Genomic DNA, 15559 nt, shown 5'->3' with positions numbered 1-15559 from the left:
AGTTTCAGAATGAAGGTCAGAAAATGTCAGACACAGTGAATGAAAAAAGCGACGGCAGCCCGCCGCTCTGCGACCCGGTAACGCTCGAGATCATCCGCGGCGCGGTGGCCGCCGCCCAAGCTGAAATGGAAGCGCTTCTGGAGCGCACCGCGATTTCTGCCTTTATCCGCGAGAAGAAGGATTTTTACACCGCCCTTTTCGATGCCGATGGCGTGATGGCTGTCGGCTCGATGGTGCCGATCTTCGGTGACATGACCACGCCCGTGCTGGAAAAATTCCCGGCCGAGACGATGCAGCCCGGCGATCTCTACTGGTACAACGACTGCTACGGTTCCAAAGGCGCCGTCTCCCATTCCAATGACCAGGTTCTGCTGGCGCCCGTCTTCAAGGATGGCCGGCTTTGCGCCTTCGTGATGAGTTGGGCTCATTTCGCCGATATTGGCGGCATCCACCCGGGCTCGATCAGTCCCGATGCCACGGAGATCTTCCAGGAAGGCATCATCGTTCCGCCGACGAAGCTGATTTCTGCCGGCGTGACCAACGAGACCGCGCTTGAAATCTTTCACCGCAATTCGCGCTTTCCCGATCAAAGCATCGGCGACATGCGCGCCCTGATGGCAAGCGTCGATCTCGGCGTGCGCCGCATCGGCGAGATCGTCGGGCGTTTCGGCGCGGATGTGCTCGCCGACGCGCTCTCCCAGCTTCTCGTGCGCACCCGCAAGCTGGTGCGCGAGAAACTGGCCGAAACTTTCGACTACGGCACCTATTCCTTCACCGATGCAATCGACACGGACGGCCACGGCAACGGGCCGTTCAAGATCCGCTTCTCGCTGACGCGCGAAAGGGCCGAGGACGGCGACGACCGCTTCATCTTTGATGCGACGGCCACCGACGACCAGGCTCCCGGCCCGGTCAACTTCCTGATGAACCGGGGCGTGCCCGGCATGGCGCTCGGGCTTTTCTATCTGGGCGGCGATCCGGCGCAGGTCTGCAATGCCGGCGGACCCAACGCGCTTGACGAGGTGAAGCTGCGCGAGGGATCGTTGCTGAAGCCGACATTTCCCGCACCGCTCGGCATGCGCGGACTGACGACGATGCGCGTGCTGTCTGCAATCAACGGCCTCGTCAATGTTGCTGGCGGCAAGGCGCCCGCCGCCAATTCGGCCTATGTGATCACCATCATGCGCGGCAATTTCCGCGATGAGGATGACGGCCAGTTGAAGCGCTTTCTGCTCGCCGACGGCATCGGCGTCGGCTATGGCGCGCGGCCGAATGCCGATGGCATCGATGCGGTCTATTTCGTCGCGCAGGAAAACTATCCTGTCGAATTTCTCGAAGTCGGCTATCCGGTGCGGCTCAGGCGCTACGGCATTGTCGAAAACTCCGGCGGCGCGGGCAAGTTCCGCGGCGGCTGCGGCATTATCCGCGAATACGAAATCCTTGCCGAGGACATGATGCTGGCCGTCCGGATCGACAGCGTCAAGAACCCGCCCTGGGGCATTCACGGCGGCATGGGCGGCGGCAGCGGTCGCGTCACCGTCAATCCCGGCCTTGCAAACGAAAGGGTCCTGAAACCGCTTTCGGACGGCAACAGGCTGACCAGGGGCGATATCCTGCGCATGGAAACCGGCGGCGGCGGCGGCTACGGCCATCCTTTCGACCGGGCGGCGGACAGGGTGCTGGCCGATGTGCTCGGCGGCTTTGTCAGCACCGATGCGGCAGAGCGGCTCTACGGCGTCGTCATCCGCGACGGCGCTCTCGATACCGCCGCAACGGCGGCACTGCGCGAAAACCGCCCCGAGACCAAAGCCTTCCATCGCCAGGAGTATGTCGATGTCCTCGCCTGAAATCACAAGCGCCCTTTCGATCGCCGTCGATATCGGCGGAACCTTCACCGATATCTCGCTTCTGGACCGGGCAAGCGGCAAGGTGTGGCGCGCAAAGACGCCGAGCATTCCGGCAGATCCGTCCGAGGCCTTCCTTAACGGTATCCGCCTTGCCCTGGGCGATGCCGGTCTTGAGGCTTCGCGCCTGTCGCAGGTGCTGCATGGCACCACCGTTGCCACGAACATGATCCTCGAGGACAAGGGCGCCAGAACCGCGCTGATCACCACGCGCGGCTTCCGCCACGTGCTGGAAATCGGCCGGCAGGATATTCCGCGCAAGGCCAATCTCTATAACTGGGTCAAGCCGGAGCGCCCCGTTCCAGCCGCCCGCATCATCGAGATCGACGAGCGCATCGGCCCCGGCGGCGCGGTTCTCGAGGCGCTCGACGAGGCAGGCGTGCGAAAGGCGGCCGCGGCGATCCGCGCCATGGATGTGACCGCCGTCGGCGTCTGCCTGCTGCATGCCTTTGCCAATGCCGCCCATGAAGAACGCGTTGTCGCCATCCTCGCCGAAGAGCTGCCGGACCATGCGATCACCTGCTCCACGGATGTTCTGCCGGTCGTGCGCGAATTCGAGCGTTCGCTGACCACGGTGCTGAATGCCACGGTCATGCCGGGCGTGACGTCCTATGTCGAAAGGCTGGAACAGCGCCTCACCGACGAGAAGGTTGATGCGCCGCTGTTGCTGATGCAATCGAACGGCGGGGTTGCCGGTGCTGCCGCCATTCGCAAGGCGCCGGCGCTGACCGCGCTTTCGGGGCCGGCAGCCGGCGTGGTCGGCGCGCGGGCGGCGGCGGCCGCCTGCGGGATCAAGGATATCATCACCGTCGATATCGGTGGCACCAGCGCCGATATCTGCCTGATCAAGGATGGCGAGATCGGACTCACCCAGCATGGCCGCATCGGCGAATGGCCGCTGCCGCTTCCCATGGTCGACATGGTAACGATCGGCGCCGGCGGCGGTTCGATCGCCAAGGTTGCCGATGGCACGCTGACGGTCGGCCCGCAAAGCGCCGGCGCCATGCCCGGACCTGCCGCCTATGGCAATGGCGGCAGCGAGGCGACCGTGACCGATGCCCATGTCGCGCTCGGTCATCTGCCGGCAAAACTGCTTGGCGGACGCATGGCGCTCGATGTCGAGGCCGCTCTTGGCGTGATCGATACTGCCGTCGCCACGCCCCTGAAGCTCGGACGGGAAGCGGCGGCACGCGGCATTCTCGCCATTGTCGACAGCCATATGGTCGGCGCCGTGCGGGTGGTCTCCGTCGAGCGCGGCCATGATCCGCGCGATTTCACCCTTGTGCCCTTCGGCGGCGCGGGGCCGCTGCATGGCTGCGCACTGGCCGAGCTTCTGGGCATCGCCCAGGTGATGATCCCGGCGGCCCCGGGCGTCTTGTGCGCCGACGGTCTTCTGGCCGCCGACCTCAAGGCCGAGTTCTCCCGCACCATGCCAAAGGCCGGCGCAATCGATGTCGACAGCGCCGGGGCGATCCTCTCCGGGCTCGCCGAACAGGCCGATCAATGGTTTGACGAGGAAGGGGTAACGCTTGAAGCGCGCGAGAAACAGCCGGTCGCGCTGTTGCGCTATCATGGCCAAGGCGGCGAGCTGGCCGTCTCCTGGGCTGATGATGCCGCGACGGTCGAGGCGCGGTTCGCCGAGGCCCATCAGGCGCTCTACGGTTTCACCCTTGATGCCGAAATCGAGCTGGTGACGCTTCGTATCGAGGCAAAGGGCCGGGTCGATGCGCCCGAAATCGCCGCCCTGCCGCCGCAGGACGGCGCGATCACGCCGTATGATGCTGTTCCCTTGCATTTTGAAACCGGCACCGAGACCGTTCCCGTCATCGACCGGGCGACGCTTGGCGCCGGCGCGTCATTCGACGGGCCGGCAATCCTCACCCAGCTCGATACCACCACCGTCGTCAAACCCGGCTGGCGCGCACGCGTCGACGCATCGGGCGCCGTCATCCTGAACCGTGAGGAAGGCTGAACACATGGCCATGACCGAACTTGAAACCGCCTTCGCCCACATCGATGCCCATGCGGATGATTTCGTCGCGCGGGTGATGGATTATGTCAGCCATCCCTCGATCAGCGCCCAGAACAAAGGGATCCGCGAGGTCGCCGGCATTCTGGTCGATACGCTGACAGCCATGGGCTTCGAGGCCGATACCATCGCCACAAAAAACCATCCGATGGTGCTTGGCCGCTGGGAGAAAAAGCCGGGCAAGCCGACGGTGCTGCTTTACGGCCACTACGATGTCCAGCCGCCGGAACCGCTTGCCGAATGGAAGAGCCCGCCCTTTGAGCCCACCATTCGCGACGGTCGCATCTATGCCCGCGGCATCGGCGACAACAAGGGCCAGCACTTCGCCCAGTTGATGGCAATCGAGACACTGCTGGAGACCGAGGGCGAACTGCCCTGCAACGTGCTTTTCCTGCTGGAGGGCGAGGAGGAGATCGGCTCGCCCCACATCGCCGAATTCGTCGCCGAGCATGCCGAGAAGCTGAAGGCCGACCTGGTGATCACCTCCGACGGCCCGCTGCATGAAAGCGGGCAGCCGATCATCACCTTCGGCGTGCGCGGCGTCGCCTCCTTCGAACTGCACTGCCGCACGGCCAGGCGCGATGCCCATTCCGGAAATTTCGGCGGCGTGATGCCGAACGCGATCTGGAAGCTGGTGCATCTGCTCTCAACGATGAAGAACGAGGCCGGCGAGATCACCATCGAAGGCATCAACGAACCGGTCATCCCTCCGACCAACATGGAACGCGAAGCCGTCAGCCAACTGCCGCTCGACCTTGAGGCGATCAAGGCCGACCTCGGCATTGATGAACTGGATGCGCCGGTCGACCGCGCCTATTACGACCGGCTGATGTTTCACCCGACGCTGACGATCAACGGTTTTCACGGCGGTTACGGAGGAGAAGGCACGAAGACAGTGCTTCCTTGCGAAGCGATCGCCAAATGCGATATCCGCCTCGTCGAACCGTTGACGCCGGAATATGTGTTCGACAAGGTCAGGGACCATGTGGAACGCCACGCGCCCGACGTCGAATTCATTCCGAGAAACGGGATGTTGCCGTCAAAGACGCCGATGGACAGCCCGTTTGCCGCCACCATCGAGCAGGCAATCGCGGAGGCGCGCGGCGAGACGCCCCTGCTCTACCCGACTGTCGGCGGCAGCCTGCCCGATTACGTCTTCACCAAGATCCTGAAGACGCCGGCCTTCGTGGTGCCTTACGCCAATGCGGACGAGGCCAATCACGCGCCGAACGAGAACCTGAAGATCGACCTCTTCATCAAGGGGATCAAGACCGGTGCGGCCGTTCTGAAGAGGATCGGCAGAATGCACGAGGCCGGCTGACGAGACGAAAGCGCTGTGGGCGACGACGGCCCGTCGCCCGCAGACCGGGGCATCAGCGAAGAGCCGCGTGCCGTGCGTCGTTTCCCGCGCCGCAATTTCGCGGACGCCGGATGTTTCCACCCGGTCGCCTACTCTCCTAGAGAAGGTTCCGCCTTTCTTGAAAACGCGCAACCGCTCTATCTATTTGTTTTGACGCATTTTCGCGGACGTCATATGTTTCCATCTGACTGCGAAATGCGCTAAAGCGCCTCCGCCTTGACCAGCGAATGGACATCCTCGACGCGGGCCGAATCCAGATCATCCTCGTCGATGCCGAAGCTTTCGCCCACAAGATCCTCGACGCCGCGCACCAGCGCCAGCGCATCGAGGCCGTAATAGCGCATCAGATAGGCGCGCGAGCCGCCATGGGCATAGGTGTCCTTGAGCCCCAGCCGGATCAGCCGCTTTCCGACGCCGGCGTCAGCCATGGTCTCGGCGACAAGCGAACCGATGCCGCCTTCGGTCACATGGTTTTCCAGCGTGATCACCCCGTGGCGCACCGAGCCGACATGATCGAGCAATGCCTTGGCATCAAAAGGCTTGATCGTGTGGAGGTGAAGATGGCGGATCGAAAGTCCGGCATTCTTCAGCGCCGAGCGCGCCCGCATCGCCTCTTCCGTGGTGATGCCTGCGGTAACCACCAGAACGTCGTCGCCGGCACTCAGTTCGCGCATCTCGCCGACCTTGATCGGCGTGTCGAACAGGCGCGGCACGGAACCGCGCAGCACCCGGCACCAGACCGGCCCGTCAATGCTGTCGGCGGCCTCGCAGATGCTTTCCACCTCGGTCGCATCACCCGTTTCCAGGATGGTCATGTTCGGGATCGAGCGCATCACCGCAATATCCTCGATCGACTGGTGGGTCATGCCGCCGGGCGTGGTGACGCCGGGCAGGAAGCCCATCAGCCGCACCTTGCGACGCGGATAGGCGATCGAGGCCATCAACTGGTCATAGGGACGGCGATACATGAAGACGCCGAACGTGTGGATGAAGGGGCGGAAGCCGGCAAGGCCGAGCCCGCCGGCGAAACTCATCATGTTCTGCTCGGCCATGCCGAGCGACAGGAACTGATCGGGATGCCGGTCGCGGAACCCGTCCACTTCGCAGGATGAGGTCAGATCCGCCGAAAGGCAGAGAATATCGGGATTGCCTGCGGCAAATTTCTCGAACGCCGTTGCATAGGGGCGTGACACCATTTCTACCATTTCCCGTCTCCTCAGTGTGCGTAGTCGATCGGCTCGATGCCAAGATCCCCGGCAATCGACACATTCATGCGCTGGCGCTCATCATCCGACTTGAAGCGGACATAATGAAGCCGCGGGAAACGCTCCTCCAGGATCGGCATGGCGTTGAACGGATTGGTGCGGGCGAGGATGATCAGCGGCTTGCCCGGATGCGGTTCCTTCACCGCCTCACGCATCGCGTCGACATCATGCCCGTCGATTTCCACGCAGACGGCGCCGAAATCGTTGAACTTGGTGCGGATATCGCCGACCTCCATGACCGAGTTCATCGCCCCGTCACACTGCTGGTCGTTGACGTCCATGATCGCATAGAGATTGTCGATGCCGTGATAGGCGGCCGCCTGAACAGCCTCCCAGGTTTGGCCCTCCTGCACTTCGCCGTCGGACATGAACACCCAGGTGCGCCCGCTATCGCCGCGCCGGCGTCGGCCATAGGCAAGACCCGCCGCCGTTGAAAGCCCTATGCCGAGCGTGCCGTTATGCACCTCCATGCCCGGCGAATGCTCCGCCCCGATCATCTCGACGGAGGAACCATCCTTGTTGAACATGGCAAGCCCCTCGGGCGCCATGCGGCCAACCTCGATCAGCGTCGCGTAGGCGACAAGCGCGTAATGGGCGGGCGCGATGAACAGCCGGTCGAACTCCGGCGTTGCCGGGCCGTTATAGCCCGCGCCCGTATGATAGTCGGGATTTTGCGGCGAAGGCACGCCTTCGAAGGGCTTCGGCACCATCGGCAGCGTCGGCGCGCCGAGATTGAGCTCCTCATTGTAAAGCCAGGCAAGCTGCTCGCCGGCCGAACAGGCCTGGCTGAGATAGCCGCCATTATTGCGGATCGAATGCTCGAAAACGCGGCGGCGAATGCCGAGAGCGACCTCTTCGGTGGACTTGGAATTTCTCACTGAGCTCCTCCTTCAAACTTTACAAAAGTCATTAATTCAGTCAAATGTAAAAATCAAGCGGTTTATGTCTGAGGGCTTTGCCTCTACATTCGTCGCCGCGCGGCTTGGGAGACGCCGCAAGCAACAGGGAGGATGGAATGACGACAATGAAGGCCGTGCGCTGCCTCGGCTTTGGCCATCAGCATCGTTTGGAGACGGGCATTGCAGTGCCGAAGCCGAAGCCGGGAGAGATTCTGGTCAGGGTCGATGCAAGCGGCGTCTGCGCGGCGGACCGGGCGATGTGGGACGGTTCCGGCCCCTGGTCGCTGCCCTTCCCCTTCACGCCCGGCCATGAGTTTACGGGTACGGTGGTCGAGCTTGGCGAAGGCGCGGACGAGCGGCATGGCGTTAAGGTCGGCGACCGGGCCGTGGCGGAACTCAACATCACCTATGGCAATGATTTCTTCCGCCAGCGCGGCCTATACCACCTCGCCGACTCGATGGATGTGATCGGCGCGACGCTCGACGGCGGCTGGGCGGAATACATGATCTATCCGGCCGACGCCGTGATCCACAAGGTGCCGGAAAACCTCTCCAACGCCGCCGCCTGCTACACAGAACCGCTGGCCAATGCCATTCACGGGGTCGAGCGCGCCGATATCGGGTTTGAAGACGTGGTCATCGTCTCGGGCGCCGGTCCCATCGGCATGGGCATGCTGCAGGCAGCCCGGCTGAAGACCCCGCGCAAGCTCATCCTCGTCAATCCGGGCGCCGCCAAACGCAGGCTTGCCCTGACGCTTGGCGCCGACATGGCCTTCCACCCGGATGACCCCGAACTGAAGACGGCTTTGGCGGACCTGACGGGTGGACGCGGCGCAGACGTCTTTCTCGAAGCCTCCGGCCAGACGCAGGCTTTCACGCTCGGCCTCGAACTTCTGCGCAAGGCGGGCCGTCTTGTCGTCTTCGGCGTATACAAGAAGCCGGTCGCCGTCGATCTCAACATCTTCGGCGAGTTCAAGGAGCTCGACATCCGGGGCGGGCATCTGGCGCCCTTTACCTATCGCACGGCGCTGGACTTGATGAGCCGCGGGCTTATAGATGGGGATGCCTGCGTCACGCACACTTATCCGCTGGAAGCATTCGAGGAAGCGCTCGAACGACGTCCCGAACCGGACGAGGTGCAGATCAAGATCATTCTCGACCCGCAAATGTGAGGATCACATGCCCTATACGGCCGCCCATTGGGGAAGCTACCGCATCGACCGCGACACCGGCACGCTTTTGCCTGTCGAGGGTGATCCGCAGCCCTCCCGGATCGGCAAGGGCTGGGCCAGCGCCTCGCGCGACCGCGACAGCCGGATCATGAAACCCGCCATCCGCAAGGGGTGGCTTGAAGGCGATGGCGGGGCGGGGCGCTCGGGCGACCGCTATGTGGAAGTCAGCTGGGACGAGGCGCTTGGCCATTGCGCGTCGGAGCTGACAAGGGTGCGCGAGACCCATGGCAATGGCGCGATTTTCGGCGGCTCCTATGGCTGGTCGAGCGCCGGGCGCTTTCACCATGCCCAAAGCCAGATGCGCCGCTTCCTCAATCTGGCCGGCGGCTTTGTCGGCGCGCGCGAAACCTATTCGCACGCAGCCGCCGAAGTGCTGTTCCCCCACATTCTGGGGCTCTCCAACCGGGCCTTTCAGGATGAGGTGACGGCCATGCCTTCCGTCAGCGGGGCCTGCGAGATCATGCTCGCCTTTGGCGGCATTTCGCCCAGAACCGCGCAGGTCGCCTCCTCCGGCACGTCCCGCCACGAGGTCGCGCCCTGGCTTGAAAACCTCGCCAACGGAAAGACGCGGCTGATCTCGGTCTCGCCACGTCGCGGCGACCTTGAAAGGGCCGAATGGTGGGCGATCCGACCCGGCACGGATACCGCGCTCATTCTGGCGCTCTGCCAGGAGATCATCGCCGCCGGACGGGCGAATGAGGATTTTCTCAAGCGCTGCACCAGCGGCTATGACACATTCCGCGACTATCTCGCCGGCAAGACGGACGGTACGGCGAAGTCGGCCGAATGGGCCGCGGATATCTGCGATATTCCGGCCGATACGATCCGCAAGACCGCACTGGAACTCACCGAAAAGCGCAGCCTGATCTCGATGACATGGTCGATGCAGCGCGGCGACCACGGTGAACAGCCGATCTGGGCCGGGCTGGCGCTTGCCGCCATCATCGGCCAGATCGGCCTGCCGGGCGGCGGATATGCTTTCGGCTATGGCTGCACCACGCCGGTCGGCCGCCCGACGCGGTTGATCCCCTGGCCGTCCCTGCCGCAGGGCGTCAATCCGGTCAGCGACTTTATCCCCGTCGCCCGCATTGCCGACATGCTGCTCAATCCGGGATCGGACTATGCCTATAATGGCGAGACACGGACCTATCCGGATATCCGCCTCATCTGGTGGACCGGCGGCAATCCGTTTCACCATCACCAGGACCTTTACCGGCTGGAAAAAGCCTGGCAACGCCCCGAAACCGTGATCGTCAACGAGCACAGCTGGACGGCAACGGCGCGCCGGGCCGATATCGTGCTACCGGCAACGACGCCGCTGGAGCGCGACGACATCATGATGAACCGGCGTGACCCAGCCCTCATTTACATGTCAGCGCTCGACGCCCCTATCGGCGAGGCGCTGGACGACCACGACATCTTCGCCCGCCTTGCCGAACGGATGGGTTTTGGCGAGGCCTTCACCAAGGGAAAAAGCTCTGCCGAATGGCTGGAGCACCTCTGGGAGCGTGCCGGGAAGGTGGCCGAGGCCCATGGATTTGCCCTGCCGGATTTCGAGACGTTCAAGGCGGAAGGCCGGTTTGACATTCCGGACGAGGAAGAGGCGCGGATCGCGCTGTCCGCTTTTGCCGCCGATCCGGAAGGTTCCCCGCTTGCCACCGAAAGCGGCCGGATCACGCTTTTCAACGAAAAGATTGCCGCCATGGGGCTTGCCGACTGCCCCGGCCATCCGACATGGATGCCGCCGGTCGAATGGCTCGGCGCGGCGGAAGACGGCATGCTGCAACTGGTCTCCGGCCAGCCGGACACGCGGCTGCACTCGCAGAATGATCGCGGCTCGGAAAGCCTTTCCGACAAGGTGCAGGGCCGCGAGGCCGCCTATCTGCATCCCGAAACGGCGAAAGCGAACGGACTGACCGAAGGCGATATTATCCGCCTCTCCAACCAACGCGGCGCCTGCCTTGCAGGACTTCGCTTCGACGACGGGCTGAGGCCCGACTGCGTCTTTCTGCCGACCGGGGCCTGGTACGATCCGCAGATCGTTGACGGCGTTCTGCTCGAGGTCCACGGCAATCCCAATGCGCTCACCATCGACAAGGGCTGCTCGGGCCTGTCGCAGGGCAATATCGCCCATACCTGCCTTGTGCGGGTGGAAAAATGGGACCGCCCCCTGCCCGCGCTTTCCATCGACCGTCCGCCGATCGCTTGAGGCTGAGCCCCGCCTGAGCGGGGCCGCCGCGGTCTCAACTCTTGCGCATGTTGCGCTGGGCGACGGCCAGCGCGAGCGCTGCAACCAGAATGATGCCGGACAGCGCGTCCTTGGTGTTGAAGTTCAGCCCCATCAGGTTCAACCCGTTGGTGACCACGCCGAGGAACAGCACGCCCGCCACCGTGCCCGGCACATTCGGCCGTCCGCGCGGATGAAGGGCGGCGCCGATGAAGACGGCGGCAATGGCATCGAGCAGATAGGCAAAGCCCGAAAGCGGCGTGAACATGCGGATATTGGCCGCCGCGATCAGCCCGCCGAACGCGCAGGTTGCCGATGCCAGGACGAAGCACAGGAACAGAATGCGGTTGACCTTGATGCCGGCAACGACGGCTGCCGAACGCTGCATGCCCATGGCATGAATGCGCCGGCCCCAGACGGAGCGTTCCAGCACGAAGAAATAGATCGCCGCGAGCACCAGCGCGATGATCACCTCGGAAGGGACGCCGAAGACATCGCCGAGCGCGAGGTTTCGGAACTCATCCGGCATCTGACGATAGGAGATCGGCCCGCCGCCATTGGTGAAAATACGCTGCACCGAGGAGCCGATGAAGAAAGTGCCGAGCGTCGCCAGAAACGGAGAGATACGCAGGCCGACCACCAGCGCCGCATTCAACAGCCCGACCAGAGCGCCGCCGGCAATGCCGATACAGGCCGCGCCGAACCAGTGAATGCCAAAGCTCTTCATGGCAACGATGGCGAAGGCGGCGCCGAAATCGAGCGCGATGCCCACGGACAGATCGATGCCGCCGGTCGCCACGATCAGCGTCATGCCGAGCGCGATGATCATCAGGATCGCCGAGCCCTCGATGATGTTCATCAGGTTCTGGCCCTGGACGAAAACCGGGTTCCAGGCGGCAAAGAACACAACGAAAAGCGCAAAGACGATGAGGAACCCGAACCGGACGATGATATCGCGCCAGAGCGGCGTGCCTGCGGTTTCACTTGCCATTACTGCACCCTTTGCGAAATTGCCGACAGCGCCACGACCACAAGGATCAGCGCGCCCTTGACGAGGTCGGTCCAGAAGACGTTGACGCCGATGGTCTTCAGCCCGATCGAAATGGCGGCGACCAGAACCGCGCCGAGCACCGCGCCCCACATGGTCACCACCCGGCGGGGCGAAAAGGCGGCCCCCAGGAAGTTGGCCAGCACCATTTCCAGCATGAGATTGTTTTCCACGCCCGGCGAATAGCCATTGCCGCGCGCCAGCACGAAGAAACCTGTCAGAAAGCCCATAAAAGCGGCCAGCAGATAGGACTGCGCAACCAGCCGGTCGACCTTCAGCCCTGAAATCTCCGCCGCGTCGCGGCTGCCGCCAGCGGCCTGAAGGTTGAGCCCCCAGCGGGTGCGGTGCAGGAGGTGGTAGGCGACGAGAACGACGAGTGCGACGATCACGATGCCGAGCGGAATGCCAAAGACAAAGTCCTCGCGCAAGAGGCCGATATGACCGTCGGTCAGGTTGATGCGCCGCCGCGACGTCACCATGTTGTTGATGCCGACCAGCGCCACGAACATGGCAAGCGTGGTCAGGAGCGGCGTCATCCTGAGACGTGTAATCAAGACGGCGTTGACCGCGCCGGCGGCAAGCGCTGCGGCAAGGGCGGCAAGCGATGCCACGAAAGGCGACAGGCCCGAAGCCAGAAGGACAGCCGTGATGCCGGCGCACAGCACGGCCGTTGCCGGGATCGAAAGATCGATGCCGCCGGAAACCACGTCATCGCCGCCGGCCATGACCACGGCCGAAAGGCCTGTGACCAACAGGACCACCGGCAGGCTCTGCATCAACACCAGCTTCAGATTGAACAGCGTCATGAAATTGGGCGCGTTGAGACCCACATAGGTCAGAAGCGCCAGAAAGATGATCAGCGGCAGAAAGCCGACAAGCTCCGCCATCAGCCGGTGGCGGGCGATGGATCTGCTAAGCATGGGCAGCCTCCCGTTTTTCGTCCGCGCCCGTGGTTGCGGCAACAAGGCGGTCGACCTGCAGCGCCTCGCGATCGATCGTGCGGCTGACGGCGCCGCGCATCATCACCGCGACGCGGTCGCAGACGCCGACCAGTTCCACCGGATCGGACGAGGAAATGAGAACCACCGCGCCGGCCTCGGCGAGCCGTTCGATCAGCTGGTAGATTTCCGCCTTCGCGCCGACATCGACGCCGACAGTCGGCTCGTCGAAGATGAAGACCCGCGCATCCTTGGCGAGCCAGCGGGCGAGAACCACCTTCTGCTGGTTGCCGCCGCTTAAGAAACGGGTGACGGCGACGGGATTGGCCGGACGGATATCGAGTTCGCCGATCAGTTCCTCGGTCTTCGCCCGCGCCTTTTTCCTGTCGACAAGACCGAAGGCGGCATTTTCGTCGAGCGTCGACAGCGTCGCGTTTTCCTCAACCGTCATCGACAGCACCAGCCCGTCATGGCGGCGATCGCGCGGCACCAGTACGAAACCCTGCTCGACCGCCCGCGCCGCCGTTTTCAACTGTATCGGCTTTCCGTCAAGCGAGACTGTGCCGACCTCGGCGCGGCGAAGCCCGTAAAGCGTGTCGACCAGTTCCTCGCGCCCCGAGCCGATCAGACCGGCTATGCCGAAGATCTCGCCGCGACGCACGGAAAGGTCGATGCCCTCGAAGGCGTGGCCGTCGCCGAGACCTTCGATACGAAGCGCGATTTCGCCAGGGGTGCGGCGATTGTCCGGGAAGAAGGCGGAGAGCTCCCGCCCGATCATGGCGGAGACCAACTCCGGCGCGATATCGTCCGTCACCGTCTCGAACAGGCCGACATCCCGGCCCTGTCGGAAGACCGTCACCCGGTCGCAGACTTCGGTGATCTCGTTCAGATAGTGCGAAACGTAAAGGATCGCGATCCCCTGGCTCTTCAGCCTGGCAATCGCATGCATCACCTTCAGCACCTCCTCGCTCGCAAGCGGGGCCGTCGGCTCGTCAAAGACGACGACTTTCGCATGACCGTCGATCAACGCGCGAGCGACCTGCACGAGCTTGCGCTCCGCCGGGCCGATATCGCGGATCAACCGGTTTCCGGGCAGTTCGATGCCCAGCGTATCGCGCAGGAAGGTTTCGGCCTTGCGCCGCATGGCGCCCCGTGCGAGGCCGAACGGGCCGGCAATCTCCTGCCCCATGAACACGGATTCCGTCACCGTGAAATGGGGAACCAGATGCAGTTCCTGATGGATGAAGCGGACGCCGGCGGCATGCACATTGTCCGGGGTCGCCGGATCGAGCACGTTTCCGCCGATCTCGATTGTGCCGCCCTCGGGCTGGTAGATGCCCGCCAGGACCTTGATGATCGTCGATTTTCCCGCGCCGTTCTCGCCGACAAGGCCGTGAACCTCGCCGGGCCGGACTTCAAGACTGGCGCCGTCGAGCGCCTTGACGCCGGGAAAAACCTTGACGATGTCCTTCAGCCGAAACGCAGTATCGGACATTTCGCCTCGCATATTATTGTTCTTTGCGCTGCCTTCTCAGGGGCGGCCGCCACGCGTTTGCGGGCGGCCGCGCTGATCAAGAAGGCAGTCTAGTTCAGGCTGCCGTAACCCAGGTCCTCATAGGCCTGCCGGGCCTCTTCCGGACCGTTTACCGGCATGACATCCACATAGGTCTGCGGCAGAAGCTCCTCGCCGGCGAAATAGCGCGCGACGTTTTCAGCCGATGTCGCCCCGATCAGATAGGGCTGCTGGGCCACATTGGCGACGAAGGGGCTCCCCTCCTCGGCCATGATTTCCAGCGTCTCGGGTCCACCGTCAAGCGCGGTGACCTTGATCTCCGTGCGGCCGGTTTCCTCCAGCGCCTGCACGATGCCGATGGCGGGCTGGTCCCAGCAGCCGACATGGATCGCGTCGATCGAACCTTCCGGATACTGGCTTAAGAGATCGAGCGTCTGGCGGCGCGCATCCTCCGGCGCATTGGCGAATTCCTCGGCCAGTTCCGGCTGGATGATCTCGATCTCCGGATAGTCCTGCAGCACATATTTCCAAAGCCCGGTGCGGATGCCGCAAATGCGCAGCGATTCCTCGAAGGCGTTGAAGACCGCGACCTTGCCCTTGCCGCCGATTGCGTCCGCCATGTAACGGCCGATGGTCGTGCCCATCGTGTAATTGTCGGACGTCGTGTTATTGGCCGAATAGGGCGAGGGATGATCGACGGTGAAGACGGGAATGCCGGCATTCTTCAGCGCCTCGAACTTCGGCTCGACGGCACCGTCGCCGAGGATCGAGATCACGGCATCGACGCCGCGGTTCAAGAGCACATCATGGTTGTCGGCGTGGACCTGGTTGTCACGACCGCCATCGACCGGGACGACCGAGCCGCCAAGTTCCTCGACCGTGGTGGTGGCGCCGTTGAAGGCTTCGCGGTCCCAGAAGTGCTGGGTGCCGACGACGGCGACGCCGATGGTCTTGCCTTCAAGCGACAGACCGTCTTCCTGGGCCGCAGCCGGAATGGCGTACAGGCCTGCAGCAGCGGCCATGAGGGCCGCAGCGACGAATTTTTTCATGTTCTCCTCCCTTAGAACTTCGTGACACCGCAGTGTCCCGGGAACAAAAACAATTGGCTTTACAAAAGTCAAGAAATATTTCAATTGTAGAAATC

At 63.4% G+C, this 15559-nt stretch carries 11 protein-coding genes; 5 read left to right on the top strand and 6 right to left on the bottom strand.

Features of this window, described 5'->3' with window-relative positions:
* Nucleotides 1-23 precede the first annotated feature (23 nt).
* The 3 genes from GGR30_RS00690 to GGR30_RS00680 are packed head-to-tail and all read left to right on the top strand — an operon-like array spanning nucleotide 24 to nucleotide 5254.
* Nucleotides 24-1847 (top strand): hydantoinase B/oxoprolinase family protein, encoded by a 1824-nt coding sequence (locus GGR30_RS00690; protein WP_183481162.1) that lies wholly within the window; start codon nucleotides 24-26, stop codon nucleotides 1845-1847.
* A complete protein-coding gene (locus tag GGR30_RS00685; RefSeq protein WP_183481160.1) occupies nucleotides 1834-3876 on the top strand; it encodes a hydantoinase/oxoprolinase family protein in 2043 nt (680 codons plus the stop codon). Before GGR30_RS00690 ends, GGR30_RS00685 begins: the two co-directional genes overlap by 14 nt.
* A 4-nt stretch (nucleotides 3877-3880) precedes the next feature.
* Nucleotides 3881-5254, top strand: a complete 1374-nt coding sequence (locus tag GGR30_RS00680; protein WP_183481158.1) for a M20/M25/M40 family metallo-hydrolase — start codon at nucleotides 3881-3883, stop codon at nucleotides 5252-5254.
* A gap of 239 nt (nucleotides 5255-5493) precedes the next feature.
* Here the strand turns inward: GGR30_RS00680 and GGR30_RS00675 are convergent, their stop codons facing one another.
* Nucleotides 5494-6498, bottom strand: coding sequence for a transketolase family protein (locus GGR30_RS00675; RefSeq protein WP_183481156.1), 1005 nt, complete (start codon nucleotides 6496-6498; stop codon nucleotides 5494-5496).
* A gap of 11 nt (nucleotides 6499-6509) precedes the next feature.
* Nucleotides 6510-7436, bottom strand: a complete 927-nt coding sequence (locus tag GGR30_RS00670) for a thiamine pyrophosphate-dependent enzyme (RefSeq protein WP_183481154.1) — start codon at nucleotides 7434-7436, stop codon at nucleotides 6510-6512.
* 137 nt (nucleotides 7437-7573) lie between these two features.
* Here GGR30_RS00670 and GGR30_RS00665 point away from each other — a divergent pair, with 137 nt between their 5' ends.
* Both GGR30_RS00665 and GGR30_RS00660 read left to right on the top strand, forming a co-directional pair.
* Nucleotides 7574-8629 carry an alcohol dehydrogenase catalytic domain-containing protein gene (locus GGR30_RS00665; RefSeq protein ID WP_183481151.1) on the top strand — a complete coding sequence of 352 codons (1056 nt, stop codon included), beginning with the start codon at nucleotides 7574-7576 and terminating at the stop codon, nucleotides 8627-8629.
* Nucleotides 8630-8636: 7 nt separating this feature from the next.
* Complete coding sequence (locus GGR30_RS00660; RefSeq protein WP_183481148.1) at nucleotides 8637-10898, top strand: molybdopterin-dependent oxidoreductase; 2262 nt, start codon at nucleotides 8637-8639, stop codon at nucleotides 10896-10898.
* A gap of 34 nt (nucleotides 10899-10932) precedes the next feature.
* Here the strand turns inward: GGR30_RS00660 and GGR30_RS00655 are convergent, their stop codons facing one another.
* The 4 genes from GGR30_RS00655 to GGR30_RS00640 all read right to left on the bottom strand — a co-directional run bounded on the left by GGR30_RS00655 (nucleotide 10933) and on the right by GGR30_RS00640 (nucleotide 15464).
* Complete coding sequence (locus tag GGR30_RS00655; RefSeq protein WP_183481145.1) at nucleotides 10933-11907, bottom strand: ABC transporter permease; 975 nt, start codon at nucleotides 11905-11907, stop codon at nucleotides 10933-10935.
* Complete coding sequence (locus GGR30_RS00650) at nucleotides 11907-12884, bottom strand: ABC transporter permease (protein ID WP_183481142.1); 978 nt, start codon at nucleotides 12882-12884, stop codon at nucleotides 11907-11909. Before GGR30_RS00650 ends, GGR30_RS00655 begins: the two co-directional genes overlap by 1 nt.
* Nucleotides 12877-14397 carry a sugar ABC transporter ATP-binding protein gene (locus tag GGR30_RS00645; RefSeq protein ID WP_210287887.1) on the bottom strand — a complete coding sequence of 507 codons (1521 nt, stop codon included), beginning with the start codon at nucleotides 14395-14397 and terminating at the stop codon, nucleotides 12877-12879. Before GGR30_RS00645 ends, GGR30_RS00650 begins: the two co-directional genes overlap by 8 nt.
* A gap of 89 nt (nucleotides 14398-14486) precedes the next feature.
* Nucleotides 14487-15464: a sugar ABC transporter substrate-binding protein gene (locus tag GGR30_RS00640; RefSeq protein WP_183481136.1), complete on the bottom strand. Its 978-nt coding sequence runs from the start codon at nucleotides 15462-15464 to the stop codon at nucleotides 14487-14489.
* Between the last annotated feature and the right edge of the window lie 95 nt (nucleotides 15465-15559).

The organism is Martelella radicis (assembly GCF_014196625.1).
GTDB classification, from domain to species: domain Bacteria; phylum Pseudomonadota; class Alphaproteobacteria; order Rhizobiales; family Rhizobiaceae; genus Martelella; species Martelella radicis.
This window is presented reverse-complemented; position numbering and strand designations above follow the sequence as displayed.

What these genes read in the sequence shown, in the direction of transcription:
- GGR30_RS00645 (WP_210287887.1), bottom strand. Translation starts at nt 14,397, where the DNA reads ATGTCCGATACTGCGTTTCGGCTGAAGGACATCGTCAAGGTTTTTCCC.
- GGR30_RS00655 (WP_183481145.1), bottom strand. Translation starts at nt 11,907, where the DNA reads ATGGCAAGTGAAACCGCAGGCACGCCGCTCTGGCGCGATATCATCGTC.
- GGR30_RS00680 (WP_183481158.1), top strand. Translation starts at nt 3,881, where the DNA reads ATGGCCATGACCGAACTTGAAACCGCCTTCGCCCACATCGATGCCCAT.
- GGR30_RS00675 (WP_183481156.1), bottom strand. Translation starts at nt 6,498, where the DNA reads ATGGTAGAAATGGTGTCACGCCCCTATGCAACGGCGTTCGAGAAATTT.
- GGR30_RS00650 (WP_183481142.1), bottom strand. Translation starts at nt 12,884, where the DNA reads ATGCTTAGCAGATCCATCGCCCGCCACCGGCTGATGGCGGAGCTTGTC.
- GGR30_RS00690 (WP_183481162.1), top strand. Translation starts at nt 24, where the DNA reads ATGTCAGACACAGTGAATGAAAAAAGCGACGGCAGCCCGCCGCTCTGC.
- GGR30_RS00685 (WP_183481160.1), top strand. Translation starts at nt 1,834, where the DNA reads ATGTCCTCGCCTGAAATCACAAGCGCCCTTTCGATCGCCGTCGATATC.
- GGR30_RS00640 (WP_183481136.1), bottom strand. Translation starts at nt 15,464, where the DNA reads ATGAAAAAATTCGTCGCTGCGGCCCTCATGGCCGCTGCTGCAGGCCTG.
- GGR30_RS00660 (WP_183481148.1), top strand. Translation starts at nt 8,637, where the DNA reads ATGCCCTATACGGCCGCCCATTGGGGAAGCTACCGCATCGACCGCGAC.
- GGR30_RS00665 (WP_183481151.1), top strand. Translation starts at nt 7,574, where the DNA reads ATGACGACAATGAAGGCCGTGCGCTGCCTCGGCTTTGGCCATCAGCAT.